We start from the raw sequence: 22,689 nt of genomic DNA, 5'->3' as shown, positions 1-22,689 counted from the left end.
GCTGATTTGCTGAGGGCTCCATTCGTCCATCAATTGGTCAGTGACCCAGCGAATCAGGCTGGGCAGCCGCTTCGTCACTTTCCAGGCAGTGCGTCGACGCTGATCACTTGCTGATTGAGCCTGTTCAGGCGCATAACCACTGGTCAGACCGTTGCGCTTTATCTCGCGACTAATGGTACTGCTATGGACACCAATCGCCTTAGCTATCTGTCGCTGGCTAATGCCGGTCTCAAGATAGGCAAAAATTTGGTATCGTTGGATCTGGGTCAGTTGTCGGTATCCCATGCTCTGCTTCACTTTGGTAGGTAAGGCAGAGAGGGTACCGGCGCTGACCCTCCTGCCTCTACCTTGTGGTCCAAAGTGCTGCGCTTATTCTATGAACCCAGGCTTTAAGGCATTCCATGAACCTAGCGATCAACCTCGGCACCGCTATGCTGGTTACATTCGAGCCTGCTCCTACCTCTCTGCCCGAGTGCGTTCGCTAGGACGTCCTCGATAGCCAGTCTGGGGTATGAGCCGCTAGGGTGAACGGCTCTCATGCGGCACAAGCGCCATATCGGATATTGTCTCGTATGCTTTTGAATAAACGCGTGCCCCCCGTGGGACTCTATGGAGAAGTTCTGAGCGTCATGCCGACGGTAGCCTTTTATATTATATACTCGCTCTTCTGATACACGATTGGATTCAGCCTTCTTACAACGGTTCTAAGCTTGGAGCTAATCATCTTCTTGCCGCTGATCTACCGGCTTATCGTAACGCTTGATCAAATAGTACAAGCTGTGGCCTGACACTTCTAAATGCTCATCGACCTCGGCAAAACGATGGCCGCACTCTACCACTTGATTGACGGCTTCGATTTTAAATTCTTCAGTTCAACGGGGATGGCTCATGGTTCCTCCTAGATGACTTAGGTATAAGGCCTGGAGGTGTCTACGAAACCCGGGTGATTCATTTGTAGTAGCCTCACTTATGCGTTGTTTTGTCTATGCATAGCGTCATACCGCATGGGCGTGGCGAAGAGAATAGTATTAAAGTTTCCTGATATTCAGCCGTAATACATTAGTTCTGACATACAGTAACGGTCTTTGAATGCATAAAATCGGACTTATAGCCCTATTCAGCTTGTTAGTATCAGCGAACACTTATGCAGACTCACCAACATTGGGCGAGTTCTTTGATGGGGCACAAGAATGCTCTAATGAAGTTGTCATAACTTCACAGCCTTTGCGTGAGCAAAATGGTGGAATAATCACCCTAAAATCTGTTCCTTTCGATGAAATCGATATCAGTCAGTATGATATCGCTACTTCACAGCATTCTATTATTCAACTAATCCCAGTTGCTGAGTCAACATATCTTGATGGTTCGTCTGCAGGGTCAGCATGGCGTAACTGTATGGCCGGTAAAGGTCTGCCAGTTCCTACCGGTACTCAAACAAACTAGCTCCGACTTGAGGCCTGCGCCGGTGCGGGTAGGTAGCACCCTTGAAGGCTTACATGCCTCGCTAGGTAGCCTATTTTCGAACCCGCAAATGAATATGCATTGGTCACTCCTTGCAACAGCGCGGTGACATCAGTCCTCGTCACACTGAGCCTGAAGTAAGTCAGCTATTTCCCGCTCGACAGACGCGACCGCTGGTTGCAGCGTTTCATCTACTTCGTCACGACCCAGGCGGGCGATCTCTTTCCAGCGCACCAGTGAGTCACGGGAGACAAGATAGGTACGCGCACAATCACCCTCTGAGGCCTCCTTCTGAAGCGACTCCAACAGCTCCAGGTCACGCATCGAAAAGACCTGAATGGCCGGTACAAGCAGCCCTGCCTCTTCTGCTTGTCGACCGAGTGAAGCCTTGTCCCAGTCACGTTCGGCCGCTTCGTAGGAAGAATGTGTGGTGGTCTGGTAACCACACCGCTGGCACACCAGCCAGTGCGCATGAAACCAGTCGGTGTTTCTTTTCAGATAGTATGGACTGTCCTGACAGGCACAGACTGGGCATGAGGCTCGCTCGGTCATGGTGCTATCTGGCATATCAAAGTGAATGGGGGGCGGGGCGATGGCATTCATGCATGGCCACCCGAAAGCTGGCTCAGCGTCTGTGCACGAGCATTGGCTGATTCCCGCACAAGGTCGGGAGAAAAGCCGGCACCACAGTGAACTTCATTGATCATCACAAGTTGTAAATAGCCGCGATGAATCAAGTATTGGCCAAAGCCTAGATCCGAGATGTCCCGATGCGCATAGGCACCGGAAGCCTCCATCGCATTAATGTCGTCAATGGTTACGATGCCCTTATTGAGACTATCTAGTGTCGCTTCGCGATAAGGGGCCTGCAGGCAATACTGTTCGGCAAGCTCGCCCAGGTTGAAGTCAACAAGTGCTCGATATAGCCCGCTGCACTGGTAATGGGTCGCCCCACCGCTAGAGAGTGCTACCAGCTCGCCCTTGCAATGACTAGGTTTCGCCATCGCTTTGTCTCCTGTGATTGTGTTCGCTCCCCTTGGCAATACCGGCATGAGTCAGCTTGTGGGCGCTGAGCATGCAGGCATAGGCTGAGTGCATCGCATCGGCAATGATGCGATCGGCCAATTCAAGAGGGGTGGTATCAGTGATGCCAACACGCCGCAGATCCTGCTCAATAACGGCACGATGACGCAGGTAATCATGAAGCTCACTCACAAGCGCGTTGCCTGCGAGCAAATCCTGCTTGTTCGTTTCCTGGAGTGCAGAGCCCATGTTTACCCCCTACGTTGCAGCACAGCTGGCTGTCTGGCGCCGAAGAAGCTCGGCCAGCCGATCTAAGGCTGTGATAGAGATCGTCCGCTCTCCCGCTGCACAGCGCGCCTCGTGTCGGCGCAGCAGCGAAAGATCCCTTGGCGAGAAATCGTGTTCACGACAAAACGCTGCCTGTGTCATTTCTCGGTCCTCGAGCAGCTGCTCCAGGGCATCACGAAGTACGACAATATCGGCATACGCGAACCCTCCCTTTCCCAGCTCACTGTCATTATTCGCTTCACTCATACTGGGCACACCCAGCTCCGGTTCGAGGTTGCATGTACCGGCCTCGGTGTGTAGCGCACCCGCTACAACCAAGTTCTGCCCAATTTCGGGCGGTTCCTCGTGCAACCTGTCACAAGAGGAGGTAGGGCGCGGGGTGACACCCTCGGCGATTGCTTGTTCACGCAGTTTGGATAGAGATGTGATAGCGAGCACCGCGGCCAGCTGGAAGATCAGCAGCGCCACCGCTTGCATCCCGATCAAGGCCTGCTGGCGCCAGGTCGAGCACTCGGCAGGGGGCGCCGCCACGAGAGTTGCCAATTGGTTGTCGACCTCGGCGAGACGAGCCTGTGCTACCTGTATGGGTTCGAGCCAGCCCGCCCGGGCCTCACTATTTGCCCAGAAAGTATCGATGCTTTCCTCAAGACGCGAGGCCTCTAGGGCCAGCCGCTCGAGCTGCAGCTCCCGGCCAGCGTCGACGTGAGATGCCGACAGCCATTCCTCTACCAGAGGCTCACAAACCATATAAATGGGGCCGGTAAGCGTAAGCACGCTGGCGACCATGGCCAGCATTCGCCGCGCCAGCTGGCGCTGATACCAGAGCCACAATGCAACGACTTCTAGGAGAACAGCCCAGGCCCAGCCCATTGGACCTACAAACTCCGTCCAAAACTGAATCGCATGCACCTGCAGCAGCGCGATCGCGCCGGCAAGCACCAGCAAAGGTGGCACCATCTCAATGAAGCGTGTTGTCGGTGACTGATTGCCCATTATGTTGACTCTCCACAAAGCTCACACACTGCCGACTCTCCCTAGCCCCCTCACCAAGAGGGCAGGGGTATACAGCTTTTCTAGTCCGTCTCCGGTTCGGATTCACCGCCTGCCGAGGTGACCACGGCCATCGGCGTTCCCAACTGCGGCGCAGAGGGAGGCGGCTGGTCAGGCTCCGTCGCAGCCATTCGTATACCGATCGTCAGCGCCAGCAGCGCCGACCAAGCGACCATCCAGTGAATTAGAAAGCGACGATCTTTGAGATTGCCCCGTCCGAGAATGAGCAACACAGCGAGGAAGACGGCATACGCGAGAGCGCCGACCCAGAGAATGGCGATGAAGCTGCTCATGCCACACCTCCGGTTAAAGTCGCCTCTGCGTTCCCGGGTTGGGAGTTGCGGTTTAGCCAGCCTTGATTGCAGGCGGTATTTGGCTCGCCGCGATCCTAGGGGACACGTCTCTTCTGCTGTGCGACTTCAAGCGCTCGTTTGGCCATAGCTCTCTCCTTTATGGGTTGGTGATACTGATAGGGCTGGCTGGCGCAACCAAAGCGGTAGTGAGGTGAGCCGGCGCTGGCCGGTGACATGGTAGACGGCTCGCTTGATAGCAGAAGGGTGGCCAACCAGTACGACACGGCGCTTTCCACGAGTGAGGCTTGTATAAAGCCACTGTCGCTCAAGCATGTGCCAGTGCGATCGCACTAGAGGAATAACCACGGCCGGGAATTCGGACCCTTGCGCCTTGTGGCCGGTCATTGCATAGGCCAGTTGCAGCTTGCCGAGCGCGTCACTGGTGAACAGCACTTCTCTATCCTCAAACCGCGCCAGCACGGTTTTGTCTTCAGCGTCTGCCGACACTACATAGCCGAGATCACCATTAAAGACATCACGGTTGTAGTCATTCTCGGTCTGCACGATCTTGTCTCCTGGCGCCCATTGGCGCCCATGGATCGTCACCGAGCCCCGATCGCCCGGGACGTGATAGCTTCGAAACGCTTCATTGAGAGCACGGGTTCCGACCGGACCACCGTGCATGGGTGTCAACACCTGCACCTCATAAAGAGGATCGAAGCCACGCGCCAGCATGTCTTCAGTGGCCACCCGCAATGCCACACGACACACCAGCTCGGGGTCACCGCCTTCCGGCACTTCGACAATCTCAAAGTCGCTATCTGGCACCGATTGAGGAGTATTGCCCTGGTTGACGGCGTGCGCCTGGACAGTAATTTGCGAGCCTGGCCCCTGTCGCCGGATCTGTTGAAGACGTGCCACTGGGATAGCACCCGAAGCGATCACATCGCGAAGAATGTTTCCCGGCCCAACCGAGGCCAATTGATCCTGATCACCGATGATGAACAGTCGGCAGTGGTCAGGCAGCGCCACCACCAGAGCCAGAAACAACGGCACATCGACCATCGATGCTTCATCAATGATCACTACATCCGCTTCGATCGGGTTGCTAGCATTAAACTCAAAGCCGCTGGCGCCAGCGCCTAGGAGACGATGAATAGTAGACGCCGGCCTCCCGGTTGCCTCCGACATTCGCCGAGAGGCGCGGCCAGTTGGCGCACACAGCGCCAGCTCAAGGCCAGCATCGTCCAGTGTCTGCGCCAGCACCTCAGTCACGGTGGTTTTCCCCACCCCCGGCCCACCCGTAAGCACAGCCACCCCATACGCAAGGCAGGTCTCCAATGCTTGGCGCTGCTCATCACTGAGCACCCGGCCATCCGACAGCTCACCATTAACACGCACTTGGTTGCAGCCATTCCAATGCACCGCACGCGCTAGCAACGCGGTGGCGATGGTTCTCTCGGCTTCCACCAGCGAAGGCAGGCCAACTAGCCCGCCCTCAACACTTATAAGTTTTTCATGCGCCAGCAGCAGTTGAACAACCGAGGCCATGCGTGCCACGTCGACCCCGAGGAGCTGCGCGCCTTCCGAGGCCAATTCATCCGAGGTTGCCAGGGTATGCCCCGAGGCTGATCGTGCATCAACGACATGGCGAAGCCCCGCAATGAGTCGATCGCGGTGGGTCAACTCGAAGCCAAGAGATTGAGCCATAGCATCGGCTATACGCAACCCTATACCTCGAGTCTTCAATAAGGTGCGGTAGGGGTTGGCGGATACTTTCACAATGGTCTCCTGGCCCAACTGGCGAAAGACCGACATTGCACGTGAAGCGCCCAGACCATGCCCCTGCAGGAAGATCAATGCATCACGCGCTTCTTGGTACTCATTCCAGCTCGCCGCTATCCCCACTGCCTTCTTCTTACCGATGCCTGACACAGCCCGTAAGGCCTTTTCGTCACCGAGTACGTCGCGCAGCCCATCACCGAAATGGGCGACCAACCTCGCAGCGAACTTGGGGCCAATGCCGGCCACCTTGCCACTCGCAAGGTATGCACCCAGCGCTTTGGACTCCTGAGGTATTTGCGTGATGAGCCGATCGGCTTTGAACTGCTTGCCGAACTTAGGATGCGTGCCCCAAGTGCCGCGGGCCTGTACAGACTCCCCCTCGTTGAGCGGCTGGCATACAGCCACCAGCGTTACCTCCTGTTCCTGAGCATCGCGCACAGTCAGGATCTGAAATCCCTCTTCACCTACGAAACGAACGGCACTGATCACGCCGCTCAATTCCTCAAGGTTGTCCATGGATCGCCCTCGCAAATAAAAAAAACCCGGCTGGGGAGGCCGGGTGAGGTACAGGGAAACAGGCTCTTACTGGGGAGCGTGGATTGTCAGCACGCCCGGGCCGCGCCCGACTTCAAACTCTGGATCTGCTACTGGGGAGCCCTCTGAGTTGAGAGTGAGAGAGAAGCCGGATCAGGGCTAACTCAGAGGGCTCTCCGGTAGCCCCGTTACCGAGACGACCAGACGGCTAATGCGCATCCCCGAAGCCGTGTCAGGGGAGAGAGGAGATAGCGGACGCAATCCGCTTAATTCGTTCGGCGATGGGTTGTTAAGCTGTTTCTGCTTACTATGTGTTACTATACTAGACGACATTTTTTAAGAATACAACACACTTTAGAGATGAAAGACATCGTATTGTCGGTTGCTTCTGAGCGGTGCTTATTCCGCTTACTTTCCTCTACCGAAGGACGACCTTCAGGATGACATCAAGAGCACTCATTCTGTGTGAGAAACACTCCGACCAGGCCGACAAAATAGCCCCTGCTTTAGGTCTTACGCGCAGCGGCAACGCCTACACCGGCACCTGGAATGGCATAACACTTACCTTAGTTTGGGCCGCTGGGCATTTGCTGGCGCCTGTTGAGCCTTCCGAGGTGAGCCCAGAGGCCAATTGGCGCGATCCCCGCAGTCTTCTGCCCCTACCTACCGCCTTTCCTCAGACGCCTACCGACCGCGGTAAGAAATACCTGGGAAACCTTAAAAAAGAACTCTCTCAAGCAACAGAAGTATGGTTGGCCACCGATCCAGACCGCGAAGGCGAAGCCATCGGGTACGAGATCCTGCAATACGCTAAGTACCGCGGTTCGGTGAAGCGGATGTGGCTGACCGGCTCTATGGAAGCGGCCGATGTTCAGGCCGCGGCCAAGCGCCTCAGGAACGCCGGAGAAACCATATCTTTCTGGCGGGCTCAGCAGGCCCGCGCCAACGCGGATGGCTTCTGGCAGTACCTTGTCCGTGCATACACGGCAACCGCACGCCTGGGCCTTATGGGTAGCGATTTAGCCAAAGGCAAGGGCAAGGCAGGGCTCGTGTCGGCCGGCCGCGTACAGTCCGCCACCCTTGGGCTTGTTGTTACCCGCGATCGCGCAATCGAAGCCTTTATTCCAGTCGATCACTACCAGGCAAAGATTACCCTTGGCGGGGGCGAGCTGACCTATTCTCCAGCCGCCCCAATAGCTGGCGCCAGCAGCATCCAACTGCACGATGACGGCAAGCCAATGTTCCTGGACAGGGCAGCCATGTTGGCCTTCACCAAGCGCTTAGAAACCGTCGATAACGCCGCCATTCTGGAGGCCGAGACAAAGCAAACAGCCAAACATCCACCGCTGCCATACAGCCTCACAGCGCTTCAGCGAGACATGTCAAAAAAGTACGGCCTCACGGCCACACAGACGCTGAAAGCAGCCGATTCAATGCGAAGCGATGGTTACCTGACCTACCCCCGAACAGAGCATGGAGAATTGCCCGCAAGCCTCTATAACCGGACCGATCTGTTGGCCATTTTGGGAGGCGCAGCAAAGGCTGATGACACGCTCATGACGCCAGCTCGGCAAGCTGGACGCCGGCATTGCATGGAGGGTGCCGAGGCGCCACGTCCACGCTGTTTTACCGACAAGCCCATGAACCACCACGGGATCATCCCAACGCGCAAGACACCGAACCTGTCAGAACGCACTGAGGCCGAGCAAAAGGTTTACCTGGCCTGCGCAAAACAATTCATCCAGGCCCTCCTACCAGCCGCTACCGTCGAGTCCCTGAGTGTCCGCGCCAGCATAGATGTTGAGGACGTGATTGAGCGACAGCCAGCGCTGTTTGCAGGCACCTTCAAACGCATCATTGACCCCGGCTGGATGACTGCTTTCGAGGCCCACAAAGAGCAGAAAGACCTGCCGCCACTGGTGACCGGCGCTAACACTCCCGTCGAGGCAGTAAGGCTTCATGAGGCACGCACAGAGCCGCCCAAACACTTCACGCTGCACGACTTACTGAGCGCAATGCTCAATGCAGGCCGGCACGTCGATGGTGAAGATGCAGAAGCACTCCGAAAAGCTGAAGGGATAGGCACTCCAGCCACTCGGGATACCGTTTTGCAGACATTGTTTGATCGTGAATACATAACCACCAAGCGTAAGGGCAAACAGCTGCTTATTGTCTCCACCCCGCGAGGCCGCGCATTCATCGATAACACCCCCTCCGAACTCTCCGATGTGCGTGTGACAGCCGCCTGGGAGCGCCAGCTCGATGCGATCCAGAACGCACCCAACGACACAGCGGCAAAGCATGCCCGTGACAATTTTATAACCGCTCAACGCGACTTCATCACCACCCGTATCAAAGAGGCAATCGACATCATGGACAATGCACCCGAGGCTGTTTTGGCAACGGCCAATGGCCCCACAGAGAACATGGTTTCTGCTGCACGAAAGCTAGCTGCAGCTCGCAGTCTCACGCTACCAGAAGGCATCGAAAAGAGCTTCGAGCTGTGTCGCTCATTTCTGGACGAAGTAATGCAGCAAACACCGCCACCAACTGACAAGATGAAGGCCTTGGCGATGCGCTTAGCGGATGAGAATGAGGTGACATTGAATGGAGAGCTGACCTCCTTCAGGGAGTGTAAAACATTCATCGACAAGTACATGCAGATCCAGGCACCGACCGCGAGAATGATAGCTGCTGCTGAGTCTGCAGCGAAGCGCTACAAAGTAACGCTACCCGAGGCTGCCCGCACCTCAATACAAGAGTGCCGCGTGTTCCTCAACGAGCACCCACGCTAGCCGCGCCGAGAGGTAGGCCGGGCACCCCTTGGGCGGGGCAAGGGCACAAGTACGATCACATCAAAAGCTACCGAACAAGACAATCCCTCGCCAAGGAAGGCGTTCAATTTAACACCTGCCAGACGTACCCGCTCACCACCTTTAAAGCACACAGAAAATATCCTTTAAGATTGATAGGAGACGATAGGAACCGTTATGCATGAAGCCCACCAAGACGACGATGAACTACTGGTTGAAAGCACTAATCAACGTCGCTCACGCCGTACAGTTGATAGAGAGGTACTAGCTCACGAGGCCGAGCTAATGGTCGGCGCACTGACGGCAGATATAGATGCAATTATGGGGGAGTACACAAGGCAGCTACTGGACATCGTTGAACGCATCAGAGAAGCCCAACCACGCACCCATGGTGCGGTACTTTTAGATGTTAGTCGGTGTGGTTATGGATGCCTCGGTTGCCCTCACCCGGTATGGCGTAAATGGGTCAACCGACAACAGCATAGCCGGCATTCTCCATCAACCTGGCATGCTGTGAGAATACAGCGACCAGGGGTAGCAGCAAGAGCGAAATCTGTACCTCAAGAGGCACGGGAACTGATAGCAGAAGCTCTCGTGCTGATCGAACGTAGGGCACGCTTCATCGACCATTTGAAGCGCATCAATAAGGCCATTGGTACTGCACGTCACTATCGACCAGAGCTAGGCCAACATGGCGGCAAAGAGGACAGCTAGACGCTCTTTTTTTTGCGCACCAACTGATTCCTCTATGGCTGGGAGTGTCACTCTACAAGCCGTTTTTGAGACGCTGAACTGGCCTCACGCGGGCTTAGGTGTTCACCGTAATGGTGAACGCACCATGATGCATCTCACCCATTATATGTGTACTCGCTATGCGCGTTACCCCTTCCAACGGAGAGCTATACCCAGAGGCTGGGCAACCACCCTTTGGGTATCCTTGTACGGGGGGAGGATGACAGTTACTAAATGACCGTGCTGGTAGGTATGAGAGGGTGGGGGAGAGGTAATACCCCATACAGGAATCAACCTCCATGAAAGCACCTCCTAATACAATATGTATTCCCTTATATATGAGTATCCCAAGCGCACCATTGCTGACCAAGCTGGCGCCTTCGGTGCGTGAGCAACAACGGTGAAAACGTCCTTGTCGGGGTGTGGGGAGGCCACGCCACCGCGCTCTATGCTGGCGCCTTCGATGCGTGAGCAGCAACGGTGAAAACGTCCTTGTCGGGGTGTGGGAAGGCCACGCCACCGCGCTCTATGCTGGCGCCTTCGATGCGTGAGCAGCAACGGTGAAAACGTCCTTGTCGGGGTATGGGAAGGCCATGCCACCGCGCTCTATGCTGGCGCCTTCGATGCGTGAGCAGCAACGGTGAAAACGTCCTTGTCGGGGTATGGGAAGGCCATGCCACCGCGCTCTATGCTGGCGCCTTCGATGCGTGAGCATGAGGAGACAATAGCGGGCTAGAACGAAGTTGAATCGGGGCGGTTTAAGGAATTAGAAATCGCAAATATTAGGCGTTTCGAGGCTTGCCTCGTGATAGGTCGCGAAGCGGCCCATGTGCTTTTCGTGGACAGCAGAAGAAAGATCGCTTGCTCTCCCACAGCAGTCCTGCTTGCTCTAACAAAACGAAGTGACTTGGGGCGTTTTTCCGGCTTTAACTATAGCAAATCTAGGCGTGTCGTGGCCTGGCTCTTATTCAGCCGCGTAGCGGCTCATGTGCTCTCGTTGACTCAACGAATAACTGCAACGGTGAACACAACAAGAAAGCACACCAGGCCGCACATAAAACCATTCAAAAAGTTGTAGAAAAACCTTCTAAAATAGATACGCGCTAACACAGAATACCGCCTAAAATTAGTCGTTTATATGCAATTCCAGAGATGCTCGTAAACTATCTTTTATTGAGATGGGCGAAGATAGCCGGAGCGACCGCGCCGTATAACTCGAACGATTCACGGACTTATAATCAAATCAGGGTAGTTCGGGGGATGTTCCCTGTCCCTGGCCTAAGGCATGCCTAGTCACCGCGGTTTCAAAGCTACGCTCACCACTGCCACGGCAACTGCATCATTTTCTTGGAAAGGGAAGACCCTATTCCTGACTGGGATATTCCCCCCTGAATTCATCCATGCTCTTGAGCAGGTCCAGGTAATCTACCCCACCCGTAATAAGGCGGGTCTTTGTAGCGCGTTCATACATCCACACACTCCATAACTTCATATGCGTTGAGGCGCCTTCAAGGTCCTTGGGCATCATCCCTCCCCACTCTGGATCGTCAGCCATAAACTGGAGTGCCCGATCAATGGCGCGATCCAGATCATTTCGGGGCGAGTAAAAGTCAGACAGATGTACCTGCTCGGCCAGGATCAAAACCGCAAGCACCGGATAGTTCAGAAACTCTGCAAACTTTTCAATCACATCCCGGCCCAGGCTACTGGCAAGCCTACGTCCAGTTTTCAAGTGGCTTAGAGTGCTCGGCGCAATGCCAAGGTGGTCGGCTAGGTCTGTGGAAGCCAGCCCTTCGCCAACAGCTTTCTCGAAGATAACCTGAACCAACTTATAGCCAGGCGTTTCCGGCTCTATTTGCAGGTAGTCAGTTCTTGGCCCTTTGGGCTTTCCCCTCTGGCCATCCTTAGGGCCTGAACCCCCTTTACGGATTCCTGCGTCGATGACCTTCTGTAGGTCTTTATCATTTTTTCCCTGATCCAAGTTTTTCTCCCCATATGACGTCAGTATGTCATCTAGTCAAATAGAACTATACCGGATAACAAATTCTAATACTTATTGCCTATCCAGCGCCGCACGCTCAGCGGCAAGATTGCATCGCTACATCTTAACCCAGGAGTAAGCAATGCTCATCGGCCGTATTGAACACGATCCCAAAAAACACTTTCCGCTGCAGTTGCCGGAGTCAACGCTTGGCCGCCTTGAACTGTACAAAGAACTTTATCAGCAGACATTCGGCGAGAAAGTTGCAAATAACGATCTCGTGGACCTAATGCTCACGAATGTCATGGATAGAGACCGTGAATTCAAGCGGTTCTTGAGAGAGGAGGAACGAAAGAAAAAACTGGAAGCAAAACAACAGGAACGAGGCACAGGAACTAGCCCCTCAGCTGGTGAAGCTGAAACCGAATCTCACGCTGAGGCACAAAGCCATCAGCGTGAGCAGCACCAGGCATAAGGGTACTAGGTCTCGATATGCTGCGCTTGGATGATCTCACACATCTGTTCTACCTGGGGAACAACACGTCTCCACTTGGTACGCAGAACACGGTGATTGCCTGTAGCCCAACTGCGCACAGAGGTAACAGCCTCGTCAGCAGCCACGGCTATCTGGCGTGGGGTCATTACTTCCATCCAGCGCTCCACAGTAGCTTTGATCTCTTTGGAATCGACCCAAGCACCGCCTTCGATAGCGACGTGCTCGGACATGATTTCATTAAGAGCATTGAGCACTTTGTCATATCCGACCTTTCGAGGGACCGCTCCCCCTGTCCAGGTATGAATGGATGCCACGGAAATCGAGCATCCAAGTTTCCCCGTCAGGTGCTCTGCGATCTTGGCCAGAGTCATGCCGTAATCGTCTCGCAGAGTAGCAATATGTCGAGCCAAGTCACTGTCGGTCTTGCTGCGTTCAGCACGCCCACGGGTTGTCGGAATGCTGATCTTGATTTCGCAGCCATGCCTCTCGAGCGTGTTGATCAGGTCGTTCAGGAGTGCGTCACGCATGACTAACCTCTATGAATATTTGGCAAGTCACCCGCCTTCTGAAATGCAGCGACTTGTTGGTTGGACGGCAGCCCGTTTGCATATCCCCAGGCAATGGCAGGAGGACATGAAGCAGGAAATATACGTTGCCTGGTTTTCTAAGGAATATGACCCTTCGTATTCCCATGATGCGATCATGAAATATGCTGGTGAGGCGGCTTTCCTCGCGGTCAGCACATGGCGCCGCCATACCATCCTACCAGTGACCGTTCATAAAGCCGGTCAGGCTGATAGCGAACCCAGGGCTGAGCAGTTTGATCTGATGGCTGAACAGATCCCTGGTTTCACTGAAGAGTTCAACGACGAAATCGACATTGACCCTGAGGCTTTCGTTGAGACCACTTCGATGGCTTCAGCGCACCTCATCGACCTACCCAAACGCTCAGCTCGAACTGAGCTGTCTCATGAAAACTTGTTGGCCCTTCACTGCGAAGGCCTTTCGCCCGCTGAGATCGCAGCCGCAGCGAACATGACCGAGCGCAGCGTATACCGCAGATTGGAACGCCTTAAACATGGAAACCGTAGTACAGTATAGTAAAATTGCCGCGTTATCGGTAGCACTCTTAGGAGCTGCTTTATCCACTACCGCACTTGCCTCTGATCAGGACCTAGGTGTACTTGGCCCGACTTGGGAAATCGTAGAGCCCGACATGCGGCTGGCGATCGTGGCAGAGGCGCATGGTGTCGACTGGGACTCCGTTAATGAGCACCTAGCAGGGCAAGCTCAAAATCATACGAGAGACATCCCCGATTGGTTCGTCCCGATAGCCGAGCATACCGAAACTCACTTCGTAGATCCGTCCTATACGCTAGGTGAAGACATCGAAGCCTTGAAGCGGCAACCCGATGGTACATACCAGTGGGGAGTCATCTATGAGGCCGGCACCAAGGTCAACCCCCTCAAGCACATACAGCCAGAGAACTGGCTCCTCGTTGTTGATCTTCGAGCCGATGATCAGCGTGAACTGGCCATGACGTTAAAGGCCCGCCACCCAGCCAACCTAACAGTAATCGTCACAGCAGGAGATCCAGGCAGTTTGGCGTCTGATCTTGGCCAAGCCGTGTACTTCGCAGAGGAATGGCATTTCGATCGGCTGGGCATTACGCATACCCCCTCTTTAGCTGGCGTTCGGGACAGTCATCCTGACGTAATCGAAGTGACCCATTTCGCCTATCCCTACGATGTCACCACCCTCGAGGAACACCTGCCATGAAGAGGTTACTACTCTCTGTTCTGACTGTTGCAGCTCTCACAACGGGGAGCGCCTATAGTGCATCCCCGTTATCGGGCTCTGCCGCATGTCGGGGAGAGATTTTCAATCCCATCAACGACCCGAACTGGAACAACATGTTTCCGGTAACGGTAGCTGGAATTTCCATGGGGGGTGGGTCTAATCCTTCCCTTATGCACATGGACCCAATCTGTTTGTGTCCTGGGCCCTATGGCATCGACATGCCAGGTATCGGCATGACGTTCTGGGAACCAACGTTCCTCGCTGAAGTGGCGCGAACACCTGGCTGTATGTCGACTCTCGGTGGCACGCAGGTACTAACCGGATACGACTCCCTGACTTCTAACCAAACGTATGGCTCGGGACGTGGAGATAGCAGCGTTACCAGGATGCAAATCCACTGGTATATCTACCCTCTGTTCAGTGTACTCAACATGATGAGTTCGCTGGGGTGCATGAATACCTCCGGGTTTAACCTTGCAGACCTCACTGAGGTCGACGCCACTTGGCAGGATGACACTTGGACATCCATTGCATTTCCAGAGTCAGCTCTCTTCGCCAATCCAGTTGGTGCTCTCTCGTGCATCCCTGACGCCGTAGCTTCTGCAGCGGGTCGCCCCCTAGACATGATGTTCTGGTGTCAGGGTTCTCAGGGCGTCGTGTATCCCCTCACTGGTTCAAGCACCACTCACAGCTCCCCCCAAGGTGGGAATCTCCACATCCTTGGCAAGTACATGCAGCGTAAGACACGCATGGCGGGCCTGTTATCAACGACCGGCCCTTGGGCTGAATGCCAATCCGTTTACCTGCCGAACATGATTCGCAGCCAATACCGTATTGACCCGGTGGCCCCTGTTGCCAGCAACCAAACTGCTGTTCTTGGAATGTCCGAGTTCCGCTGGGGGATGCTGCCTCCCGCCAACACCGCTGTTCGTACTGATTCCGCATTCTTGATCTGGGTAGGTAAGCAATGCTGCGCACTCTGACCGCTATTACTTTGACGCTATTCAGCACATCTGCGTTAAGCCAACAAACAACCGTAGAAGCCGCCCAAGACGCTTTCTCTGCTCTTCAAGGGTCACAGGCGCTTACTGACCTATTCGATGGCCAGAAGAGCCCTGAGGCAATCCTGGAGGCGATGGGGGCGGACACAAGCGGATCAACATCTGGCCAAGCAGCCGGCTCTGAGATGCTAGGAAACGTCCGGGCCCAAGGTCAGACCGGGGGGATCGCAGACCCTGAAATGGCCGCTGAATGGCAAGCACTGAGGGATTCGTTAGACCTAGGTGAACAGGATCGACTGTATTTCTTCATCTCATTTTCAATGCCCGAAAGCTTGATTCGTGGCTATGCACTTGATGCAGCCAGAGCAGGAGGCGAGCTGGTTCTGCGCGGAGTGGAGCCGGGTATGACGCTCCGTGACTTCACCATGGAGCGCTTGCTGAAGGTGCTACGTCCGGGAGGCATGACAGCACCGATCCAGATCGACCCGCGACTGTTCGATACCTACGAGATCGAGACCGTGCCCACGATTGTCCTTGCCAAGGAAGATCCCATGGGCGTGTGTCAGACCGCCAAGCGCCAAATAGGCGAAATCGATGGTCAGCAGCTCGAGTACCAGGGATGCCCTAAGGGCAACCCAGACAATTACTGGAAGGCTGAAGGGTCAGTAACTGCCCTATATGCCTTAGAGCAATTCAACAAAGGCGGTGCCGGCAATGCCGAGGTCTACATCAATGCGCTCAAGGGCGAGGGCGCCGAAAGCGCTCCTGAGCAGGGAGGCGTTGCGTCAGCACAGTGGGAGTCGATGAGCGACGAGCTAGCTGAGCGCAACGCACAACGACTCCGTGAGCGCTATCAAGGCACTGATCGCGAAGTTTACGACACGCCAATGGGGCCGGCCGTTGGTCCCGCGGGACAGAATATTGATCATCTCTGGGAGGAGTGACATGCCGAAGGGCTCTTGCTTAAAACTGTTTGCCATGGGGGCCGCTTTTGCGGCCCTCGTGCCCTTGAGCGACGTGGCGATGGCCACCCCTAACCAAGCTGGAATGAATGCTGGGGGAGCCTGGGCCAGGGATTTCAACCCAAACAACGCCTTCCGATCAGCTACATCGAGCCTGGGTCTTGAGGATACGAAAACCTCTGGTGAGCTTGGAGGGGAGGTGGGGCTTCAAGTTAAACAGAAACAGCAGCGAAACTTTAGATGCCGCGACGGGGCTCGCCTCACTGCAGGCGGCATTCGAGTTTTTATCGAAGAGTGTGAACAAAGCGACAATGGTGAGCTTGAGCGGATCAGTGTTTCCGTATGTGACGCACTAACTCAGGGAATACGGTGTAGCGAGAACCGCTATACGGTCACAAGAGAAATACCGTCCGGGGGAGAAGCCGCCTTCAGCAGAGGCAACCTTTACGGAGCATATCGAGTCGAGGCTGAATGTTCTTCATCGTCTTGCACCATGACTATGCACCAACTTCACGGGGATGCATGGGGGGGCAATGACATGCGTCAGAAAGGGAATGATAGAGTCAATCAAGACCCGAATCACCCGTCTAATACCATTAGTGATGTTCGGGATAACCCTACTTTTGAACGTGGCAGCAATTTTGCTGATGATCGTTCAAAGTGTCTCGGCAATCAAATAAATCAACTGTTCAGTGAAGGTGATATTCCAGTTTCATGTGACCCCAACGACCCAAGAACAATTGATTTTCTTGACATCAATGTGGGGGGAGAATGCAAGCCGGATAAAATCACAACCGATTCCTGCGTGGTCGATATACCAACAAGACTCGTTACTTGTGAGCCTGAATCTCGGGAGTGTGAGGTAAGAAGAGACTCCGCAGAGTTTAGCTGCGCTAGAAAACTTGAGGTGACGGGAATAAAAATACCGACATGTAATAATGGCGATCACCTTTTAACTATAACGAGCGACCCCTGCCCTAGCTGCGTCGATTACCTCAGATATAACTTTTACTGCCAAGACCAAGGCTACCGAGTTGTCTATGACACGGTAAAGAAGTCAGATGGTTCACGTCATACAGGCCCTCACTCAAATGTTGTCAGTGGCGGATTAAACACTACTGTACCTAAAACAACTGTTATAGAGGACTTTAGCGGTAGTAAATGTTTTCGAGTAGCTTACGAGCAGAACTGTAATGGCACTACCTGCAATGTCACAGCTTACTTTGAAAACCCTTGCAAGAACATAAGCTATGCAGGTTCAAATAGCTTCCCTATACCAATGAGAATCGAATTCACAGATAGAGTGATCGATGAATGTACTGGTTTAGAAAGCAGACGGCCTGAGTTATAAACTATGAAATATATTCATTTAGTAGCTTTATTAATCTACCTAATAATACCCCAGGTTACCTTTGGGGCTTTAAGCGACTACCAAGAGTGCTACAAGGTCGGAGAGACATGTATTGATTCTGCCCCCAGAACGATAATGGGTAAAACAGTCAGACGAGAGTGCTGGGAATATGCCGTTACTTATAGATGTTACGGCGATCCATATAGCCACACTTGCAATCTCGAAGCACTACAGAACGATGATGACTGGGAGTTGGTAAACACGTTTGGAGAAACATATCCAGCGACCTATTCGCAATATTCACGCATTCTTCCTGACAGTTGGATCGAAGAATGGCAAAAGAGCGAGTCCACATGTAGTGCCGACACTTCTTATGGCTGTGGCCCAGATATAAGCAGGACAGATATAAAAGATGCTTCTGGTAATATTGTTGGCCAAAAAGTAACTAAGCGCTGTTACATCGGCGAGACACCACGTTGCAATAACGACCCGAACTGCAACATAACGAGCTACGACTGCACCATAAAGCAAGACGGTTTATGCGTTCGGCAGGAACAGACATATACATGTCGGGAAGATGGGAAATGCGATCCTAGCTCCTACGAAATTATGCCTGAAGTTAGCGATGATGAAGGCGCCTTCTCAGACGCTATTGCAGCGGCAGGTGTCATGGACATGATCGCTGCCGAGGGTGGGCTAGATGAAAACATGCGGATCTTTTCTGGCATGGAGCGCGAGTGCAAAGCGATTACAAGCGATTTCCGTCGCATGATGGAATTTAACGCAACCGTATCAACGGTTTTGGCAACGTATTTTGGCGGACCGCTTGGAGCTGTCTTGGCTGGCACTGCTTCGGCAGACATTCTAAATGCTATTGAGCACATGCAATGCTGTCAGGAAGACCCAGAAGATGTCGTTTTGACCAGCTCATTTATCTCTATGGCAACAGGAATCGGTGCTGACTACTGCGACCTCGAAGATGTAGAGCTTGCTGCTGCTCGCATGGCGAAACGAGCCGTCCAAGTTACACCCGGCTTTGTTCCCACCAATAATACGCTATGCACGTTCGCAAATTATATTTACAACGCGCCTGCGAAAGGTGACATGTCCTACGCGAAGCAAATATGCGCACATTGGACAAGGCCATGGTCGATTGCGAACACCCAAACTCAGGTGGATAGATACCAACGCTGGTGCGAGTTTGACTCGATGCTTGCCAGAATTATTCAAGAACAGGGTCGAGAACAGCTTGCCGAGTTGGCTTCGCAAAACGCAGGTGGAGCTGTTACCAAGCGCATTGAGTTTCCTTTTTACAATTCTGCCGGAGGATGGTCGAACGAGCTAAATGCCAACGGCAATCGAGTGCGGTTCTGGCAGTGGAAAGAGGAATGCTCTACCGATGAAGGCTTTACCAATTCGATGTTATCTAGATACGACTGCCCTTCAAGCCCAGACATTTATGCAGCGGTCTGCTCTGAATCGTCATGCGGGGCACCGCCTGATCACCCTGTTTATGGCTTTAGCCCAGGCTGGGAAACCCATCGCTTAGCAGCAGAGGATCATCACACCCGTGCGATCAACCGATATTCGGTTGTAGAAGGTGGGTGTTTTGAAGATGGCAGCTGTGAATACAAAGTTCACGCTTGGAAAGCTGGCGCTGGTGGTCAGATGCGCATTCCCTTAGATATGAAGTGGCCAATCAATTTTCCTAATGATGGCTGGGGCGAGTTTTCTTGGGCGCATAACAATGTTCACTTCGAGGCATATACAAACCCTCTAGGTTCAGAATCCCCTTCCAGAGGGCTGCGCATGTGTATCGGTTCATCATATGAATGCTATGACAATGCGGCGTGGAATGAAGTCAACATCCAGAATGACATTACTAATTTGAATAACTATGTCAGCAACAGTCCACCAGTGACTCTCACTGGTGGATGTTCCGTTGAGGAATGTGAGTTTAGAGCTTCAATTGAAGTCAATCTTACAGCTAAGCCTTGGTACACCTACTCAGAAAAGAAATACGAGCCGTGCATGCTAAAGGTTTTGGGTAGCTGTGTGACAAAGGCCTCCACAACTTACGATCGTCAGTACAAGCCAGACTGCACCGGGTTCACTATTGACGAGTTCCTTGCACTTGATCTCGGCGATATGGATTTCTCGGAGTACGTGGAAACGTTGTCGGAAAAAGCACAATCGGAGTTCAACCAGACATGGGCAAGATAGCTTTAATTCAAGCTACTTGTGTGGTGATGGTATTGGCATCTACTGGCTCCTTCGGGAGCCCAGTAGACCGAATCACTGCCCAAGCTGAAGCGCTGGCATCGGGTGCAGCCGGTTCAGAGGAAGTTGTGCAGAACGCGGGGCAGAGGCCTTTCATGTTCACGCCCAATAATGGGTATGTAGGCCTAGAAACCCAGCTAGATGTATCGCTCACTTATACGTCCTTTGAGAACGGTGGGCAGAACGTTAGAAGAGTTGAAAAAGCAGTTGTCGACTGGGGTGACGGCTCAAGTCCGACCACAGTGACCCCTGGCACACCCGCCTACCATACGTATGGCCACCGCAATAAGGAGGGTGCCATTACACCTCATGGAAGTATTGTCTATACCGGCAGGATTACGTTCGTGACTACTTCAGGCAATGCATATACCGAGCAATTTCAATATAGCATGTGGCATTCCTTTATTGACTCGCTTGTTCCAGGAGGAAGATCGCTACCCAACAACATGCTGCCGAGCGTTAGTGGGGCTGGTGGCAGGGATCGTTTGCCCAGTGGCTTCTTTGATAGGAACAACAAATAATGCAAACTCTTTTCAAGGCTGCGCTGATCATGGTGGCAACAACCATGCCTTTGTTTGCCAATGCTCAGGAAGGCGCCAATGAACCCGCGCATCAGCTTTATGGCGGTCATGATGCTGGCGCGCTACTTAGCAAGTCGCTTATGGTGACCAGCCAGCTAGATTGGCTCAATGCCTGGTCGCTGAACCTTGGAGGCAATCCACCAGAAGATTTGCCCCATGGCTATATCGGAGTTCTAGTCTTCGCGTCCTACCCAGGACACCTCATAAGCCTTCATCCTCTGGACGACAGCTCATCTTTGATGATTCGCTGCCATCAGGCACCGCTGCCCGACAGCCGTAGCTACATCGCCCCCTCTGCATGGGCAGCCGGGATGTTCCGTGCTGATAGCGTGACGCTGGAGGATTGCCCATGATAGCCGGCAGAATGGATGCGCTGGCACTTACCGCCATTGCAGCCGGCGTTGCGGCCGCTACACCTTGGGCTGTCGGCACCTTCCCAGCATGGCCTGCTGGCGTCCTGGGTTCGCTGGGCATGGCGCAGCTCACATGGAGCCAGGCTATGGCCAAGCTGCGCCAGTACGACGAGGATTCCCGAGAGGGCTTCGTGCTGCCTTCAGACGAGCCAGTAGATGATAAGGGGCCTTCCTTACATATCGGCCTGACCACCGACAAAAATACTCGAATCAACATGCCCGACATCCTCGGGCAGCGACACACTGCGATCGTGGGTCAGTCTGGTGTGGGTAAGACTACTCTTGGTGAATATATCCTCTGGCAGCAAACTGCGCGTGGGCGCGGATGGCTATTCATTGACGCCAAGATCGATCGGGACACTCGGGATCACCTAGCGTACATGGCCAAGGTGACAGGCCGCGAAGATGAACTCTACATTATCGACGTGTCAGACCCCGATAACGCCAATACCTATAACCCTGTTCTCCACGGCGATCCTGATGAAGTGGCATCGCGGCTGATGAACCTCATTCCTTCTGCGGAGAACAATCCAGGCGCCGATCACTACAGGCAATCCGCCAATCATGCACTCACTGTCATCATTGCCGCTCTGCAAGCCTCCGGTCAGTTATATCACTTCGGAGATCTATCAATTCTATTGCAGTCCGATAGAGCCCTTGAAAACTTGGAGAGAATGACTCCTCAAGGGCCTGAGAAGAGGGCGCTATCGATCTTCCTCGATCAGTTCCGTACCCGTACCAAGGAAGGGACAAAAATCGACCTCAACCGCATGAAGCAAACGCTGGGCGGGATGGCAGGCCGGATTGCACTGTTCGCCCAGGGTAAGTTTGGAAAGGTCTTCAACGTTTATGCCCCGGAAATCGTGCTTACCGAGATTATTCGTAAGGGCCACATGCTTTATGTCTCGCTTCCGACGATGGGAAAGGACACCGCAGCCCTCAACCTAGGGAAAATGATCGTCTCGGACATTCGCTCTGCTGTTGCCTACATTCAGGATTTACCCAAGGGCGAAAGGCCAGAGCATTTCATCGCACTTCTGGATGAAATGGGTGCTTACGTAATGGAAGGGGTAGGGCGTCTCTTCGAGCAGGCGCGATCGGCCAATATCGCACTGATTCCAGCCTTCCAGTCCTTCAGCCAGCTTAATCGAGTCTCGCCAGACTTTGCAGACATCGTGATACAGAACACATGGAACAAAATATTCTTCAAGTTCGGTGCGAAAGACAGCCCTGAAGAGGCCGCAGAAATACTAGGTAAAACCAAGCGTTTTCAACGTACTGTCTCAGTCTCGGCTAACCAGGGAGAGAGTGCGCAGTATTTGAGAACCACCCCACAATCCAGCATGTCCGATGGCGGCGGCATGGGTGAAAGCTGGCGCGAAGTTGAGGAGTTCAGGGTAACACCGGATCAATTGAGAGCCATGGATATGGGGCAAGCGGTCATGATGATGGGCGCTCGCATGTATCATTTGAGAACGCCAATGATCAACTACCCCAAACACATTCCTTCATTTAAGGTAATAAAACGCAAGATGAAGATGCCTGCCGACAAACAGGCGCTTAACTTCGAGGAACGGCTAAACGAGTTTCTTACAGCAACTGTTTAGGGGGTAGTTATGATTACAGTGTTATTTTGGGCGACAATCGCCATTTTCGCTATGTTGCTCTTAGGAATTCTTCCGGGAGTAAAAGAAGTCTTTAGGCCGCTCATGGACATTATATCCAAGGGAACCGTCGAGGTATTGAAATTCGCTGGGGGATATATTCTTTGGCTTGCCAAGACGATAATTCATGCCCATATCGACCTTGTTACCCACTTATGTCATAAGCGCTCATACTTTGAC

General features: G+C 53.5%; 22 protein-coding genes and 1 pseudogene. 13 read left to right on the top strand and 10 right to left on the bottom strand.

Translation table 11 applies throughout. From position 1 onward, the window contains the following. Together MLE19_RS21545 and MLE19_RS23690 are read right to left on the bottom strand one after the other, a co-directional pair. Window positions 1-285, bottom strand: a 285-nt coding sequence (locus MLE19_RS21545) for a helix-turn-helix domain-containing protein (protein WP_240720407.1), incomplete at its 3' end; no start/stop codon positions are given. Between the two features lie 431 nt (window positions 286-716). Beyond that, window positions 717-860: pseudogene (locus MLE19_RS23690) on the bottom strand (IS3 family transposase); the annotation flags it as partial. A gap of 229 nt (window positions 861-1,089) precedes the next feature. Here MLE19_RS23690 and MLE19_RS21540 point away from each other — a divergent pair. Then, window positions 1,090-1,443 carry a hypothetical protein gene (locus MLE19_RS21540; protein WP_240720405.1) on the top strand — a complete coding sequence of 118 codons (354 nt, stop codon included), beginning with the start codon at window positions 1,090-1,092 and terminating at the stop codon, window positions 1,441-1,443. Window positions 1,444-1,572: 129 nt separating this feature from the next. Here the strand turns inward: MLE19_RS21540 and MLE19_RS21535 are convergent, their stop codons facing one another. The 6 genes from MLE19_RS21535 to recD2 form a co-directional block, all read right to left on the bottom strand. Beyond that, the gene (locus MLE19_RS21535; protein WP_240720404.1) at window positions 1,573-2,064 is read right to left on the bottom strand and encodes a hypothetical protein; all 492 of its coding nucleotides are present in this window, start codon (window positions 2,062-2,064) and stop codon (window positions 1,573-1,575) included. Further along, on the bottom strand, window positions 2,061-2,465 hold the full coding sequence (locus tag MLE19_RS21530; RefSeq protein ID WP_113270607.1) for a hypothetical protein: 405 nt from the start codon (window positions 2,463-2,465) through the stop codon (window positions 2,061-2,063). The genes MLE19_RS21535 and MLE19_RS21530 overlap by 4 nt, the downstream gene beginning before the upstream one ends. Further along, entirely contained in the window at window positions 2,452-2,733 is a 282-nt protein-coding gene (locus tag MLE19_RS21525; protein WP_240720402.1) for a hypothetical protein, read from the bottom strand. The genes MLE19_RS21530 and MLE19_RS21525 overlap by 14 nt, the downstream gene beginning before the upstream one ends. 9 nt (window positions 2,734-2,742) lie before the next feature. Continuing rightward, the gene (locus MLE19_RS21520; protein WP_240720400.1) at window positions 2,743-3,783 is read right to left on the bottom strand and encodes a hypothetical protein; all 1,041 of its coding nucleotides are present in this window, start codon (window positions 3,781-3,783) and stop codon (window positions 2,743-2,745) included. A 62-nt stretch (window positions 3,784-3,845) separates the two neighbouring features. Next, window positions 3,846-4,115, bottom strand: coding sequence for a hypothetical protein (locus tag MLE19_RS21515; RefSeq protein ID WP_240720398.1), 270 nt, complete (start codon window positions 4,113-4,115; stop codon window positions 3,846-3,848). A gap of 126 nt (window positions 4,116-4,241) precedes the next feature. Next, the gene (gene recD2, locus MLE19_RS21510) at window positions 4,242-6,416 is read right to left on the bottom strand and encodes an SF1B family DNA helicase RecD2 (protein ID WP_240720396.1); all 2,175 of its coding nucleotides are present in this window, start codon (window positions 6,414-6,416) and stop codon (window positions 4,242-4,244) included. A gap of 458 nt (window positions 6,417-6,874) precedes the next feature. Between recD2 and MLE19_RS21505 the strand changes: the two genes are divergently transcribed. Both MLE19_RS21505 and MLE19_RS21500 read left to right on the top strand, forming a co-directional pair. Next, window positions 6,875-9,229 carry a DNA topoisomerase gene (locus tag MLE19_RS21505; protein ID WP_240720394.1) on the top strand — a complete coding sequence of 785 codons (2,355 nt, stop codon included), beginning with the start codon at window positions 6,875-6,877 and terminating at the stop codon, window positions 9,227-9,229. A gap of 195 nt (window positions 9,230-9,424) precedes the next feature. Continuing rightward, window positions 9,425-9,961: a hypothetical protein gene (locus MLE19_RS21500; protein ID WP_035561874.1), complete on the top strand. Its 537-nt coding sequence runs from the start codon at window positions 9,425-9,427 to the stop codon at window positions 9,959-9,961. A gap of 1,381 nt (window positions 9,962-11,342) precedes the next feature. On the opposite strand, the gene MLE19_RS21495 is transcribed toward MLE19_RS21500, so the two are convergent. Then, a complete protein-coding gene (locus MLE19_RS21495) occupies window positions 11,343-11,960 on the bottom strand; it encodes a helix-turn-helix domain-containing protein (protein WP_035561871.1) in 618 nt (205 codons plus the stop codon). Window positions 11,961-12,102: 142 nt separating this feature from the next. Between MLE19_RS21495 and MLE19_RS21490 the strand changes: the two genes are divergently transcribed. Continuing rightward, window positions 12,103-12,435, top strand: a complete 333-nt coding sequence (locus tag MLE19_RS21490; protein ID WP_035561868.1) for a DUF2274 domain-containing protein — start codon at window positions 12,103-12,105, stop codon at window positions 12,433-12,435. Window positions 12,436-12,440: 5 nt separating this feature from the next. Here MLE19_RS21490 and MLE19_RS21485 read toward each other — a convergent pair whose 3' ends face one another. Further along, a complete protein-coding gene (locus MLE19_RS21485) occupies window positions 12,441-12,983 on the bottom strand; it encodes a hypothetical protein (RefSeq protein ID WP_035561865.1) in 543 nt (180 codons plus the stop codon). Here MLE19_RS21485 and MLE19_RS21480 point away from each other — a divergent pair. The 9 genes from MLE19_RS21480 to MLE19_RS21440 all read left to right on the top strand — a co-directional run bounded on the left by MLE19_RS21480 (window position 12,982) and on the right by MLE19_RS21440 (window position 22,452). Next, entirely contained in the window at window positions 12,982-13,557 is a 576-nt protein-coding gene (locus tag MLE19_RS21480) for a helix-turn-helix domain-containing protein (protein WP_035561861.1), read from the top strand. The two genes, MLE19_RS21485 and MLE19_RS21480, sit on opposite strands and share 2 nt — an antisense overlap. Continuing rightward, window positions 13,535-14,236, top strand: coding sequence for a hypothetical protein (locus MLE19_RS21475; protein ID WP_035561858.1), 702 nt, complete (start codon window positions 13,535-13,537; stop codon window positions 14,234-14,236). Before MLE19_RS21480 ends, MLE19_RS21475 begins: the two co-directional genes overlap by 23 nt. Further along, window positions 14,233-15,240: a TraU family protein gene (locus tag MLE19_RS21470; RefSeq protein ID WP_035561855.1), complete on the top strand. Its 1,008-nt coding sequence runs from the start codon at window positions 14,233-14,235 to the stop codon at window positions 15,238-15,240. Before MLE19_RS21475 ends, MLE19_RS21470 begins: the two co-directional genes overlap by 4 nt. Further along, window positions 15,225-16,202, top strand: coding sequence for a type-F conjugative transfer system pilin assembly protein TrbC (locus MLE19_RS21465; RefSeq protein WP_052703831.1), 978 nt, complete (start codon window positions 15,225-15,227; stop codon window positions 16,200-16,202). Before MLE19_RS21470 ends, MLE19_RS21465 begins: the two co-directional genes overlap by 16 nt. A 1-nt stretch (window position 16,203) precedes the next feature. Beyond that, window positions 16,204-17,571 (top strand): hypothetical protein, encoded by a 1,368-nt coding sequence (locus MLE19_RS21460; RefSeq protein ID WP_240720392.1) that lies wholly within the window; start codon window positions 16,204-16,206, stop codon window positions 17,569-17,571. A 135-nt stretch (window positions 17,572-17,706) separates the two neighbouring features. Further along, window positions 17,707-19,794: a conjugal transfer protein TraN gene (locus MLE19_RS21455; RefSeq protein ID WP_240720391.1), complete on the top strand. Its 2,088-nt coding sequence runs from the start codon at window positions 17,707-17,709 to the stop codon at window positions 19,792-19,794. Then, window positions 19,782-20,372 carry a hypothetical protein gene (locus MLE19_RS21450; protein WP_240720389.1) on the top strand — a complete coding sequence of 197 codons (591 nt, stop codon included), beginning with the start codon at window positions 19,782-19,784 and terminating at the stop codon, window positions 20,370-20,372. The genes MLE19_RS21455 and MLE19_RS21450 overlap by 13 nt, the downstream gene beginning before the upstream one ends. Further along, window positions 20,372-20,785, top strand: a complete 414-nt coding sequence (locus MLE19_RS21445) for a hypothetical protein (RefSeq protein ID WP_240720387.1) — start codon at window positions 20,372-20,374, stop codon at window positions 20,783-20,785. The genes MLE19_RS21450 and MLE19_RS21445 overlap by 1 nt, the downstream gene beginning before the upstream one ends. Then, complete coding sequence (locus tag MLE19_RS21440; RefSeq protein WP_101146467.1) at window positions 20,782-22,452, top strand: type IV secretory system conjugative DNA transfer family protein; 1,671 nt, start codon at window positions 20,782-20,784, stop codon at window positions 22,450-22,452. The genes MLE19_RS21445 and MLE19_RS21440 overlap by 4 nt, the downstream gene beginning before the upstream one ends. Window positions 22,453-22,689 lie beyond the last annotated feature (237 nt).

It is taken from the genome of Vreelandella neptunia (assembly GCF_022489065.1).
Taxonomy (GTDB): Bacteria; Pseudomonadota; Gammaproteobacteria; order Pseudomonadales; family Halomonadaceae; genus Vreelandella; species Vreelandella neptunia_A.
Note: the sequence above shows the minus strand (reverse complement) of the source record. Positions and strands in the feature narration are given on the sequence as shown.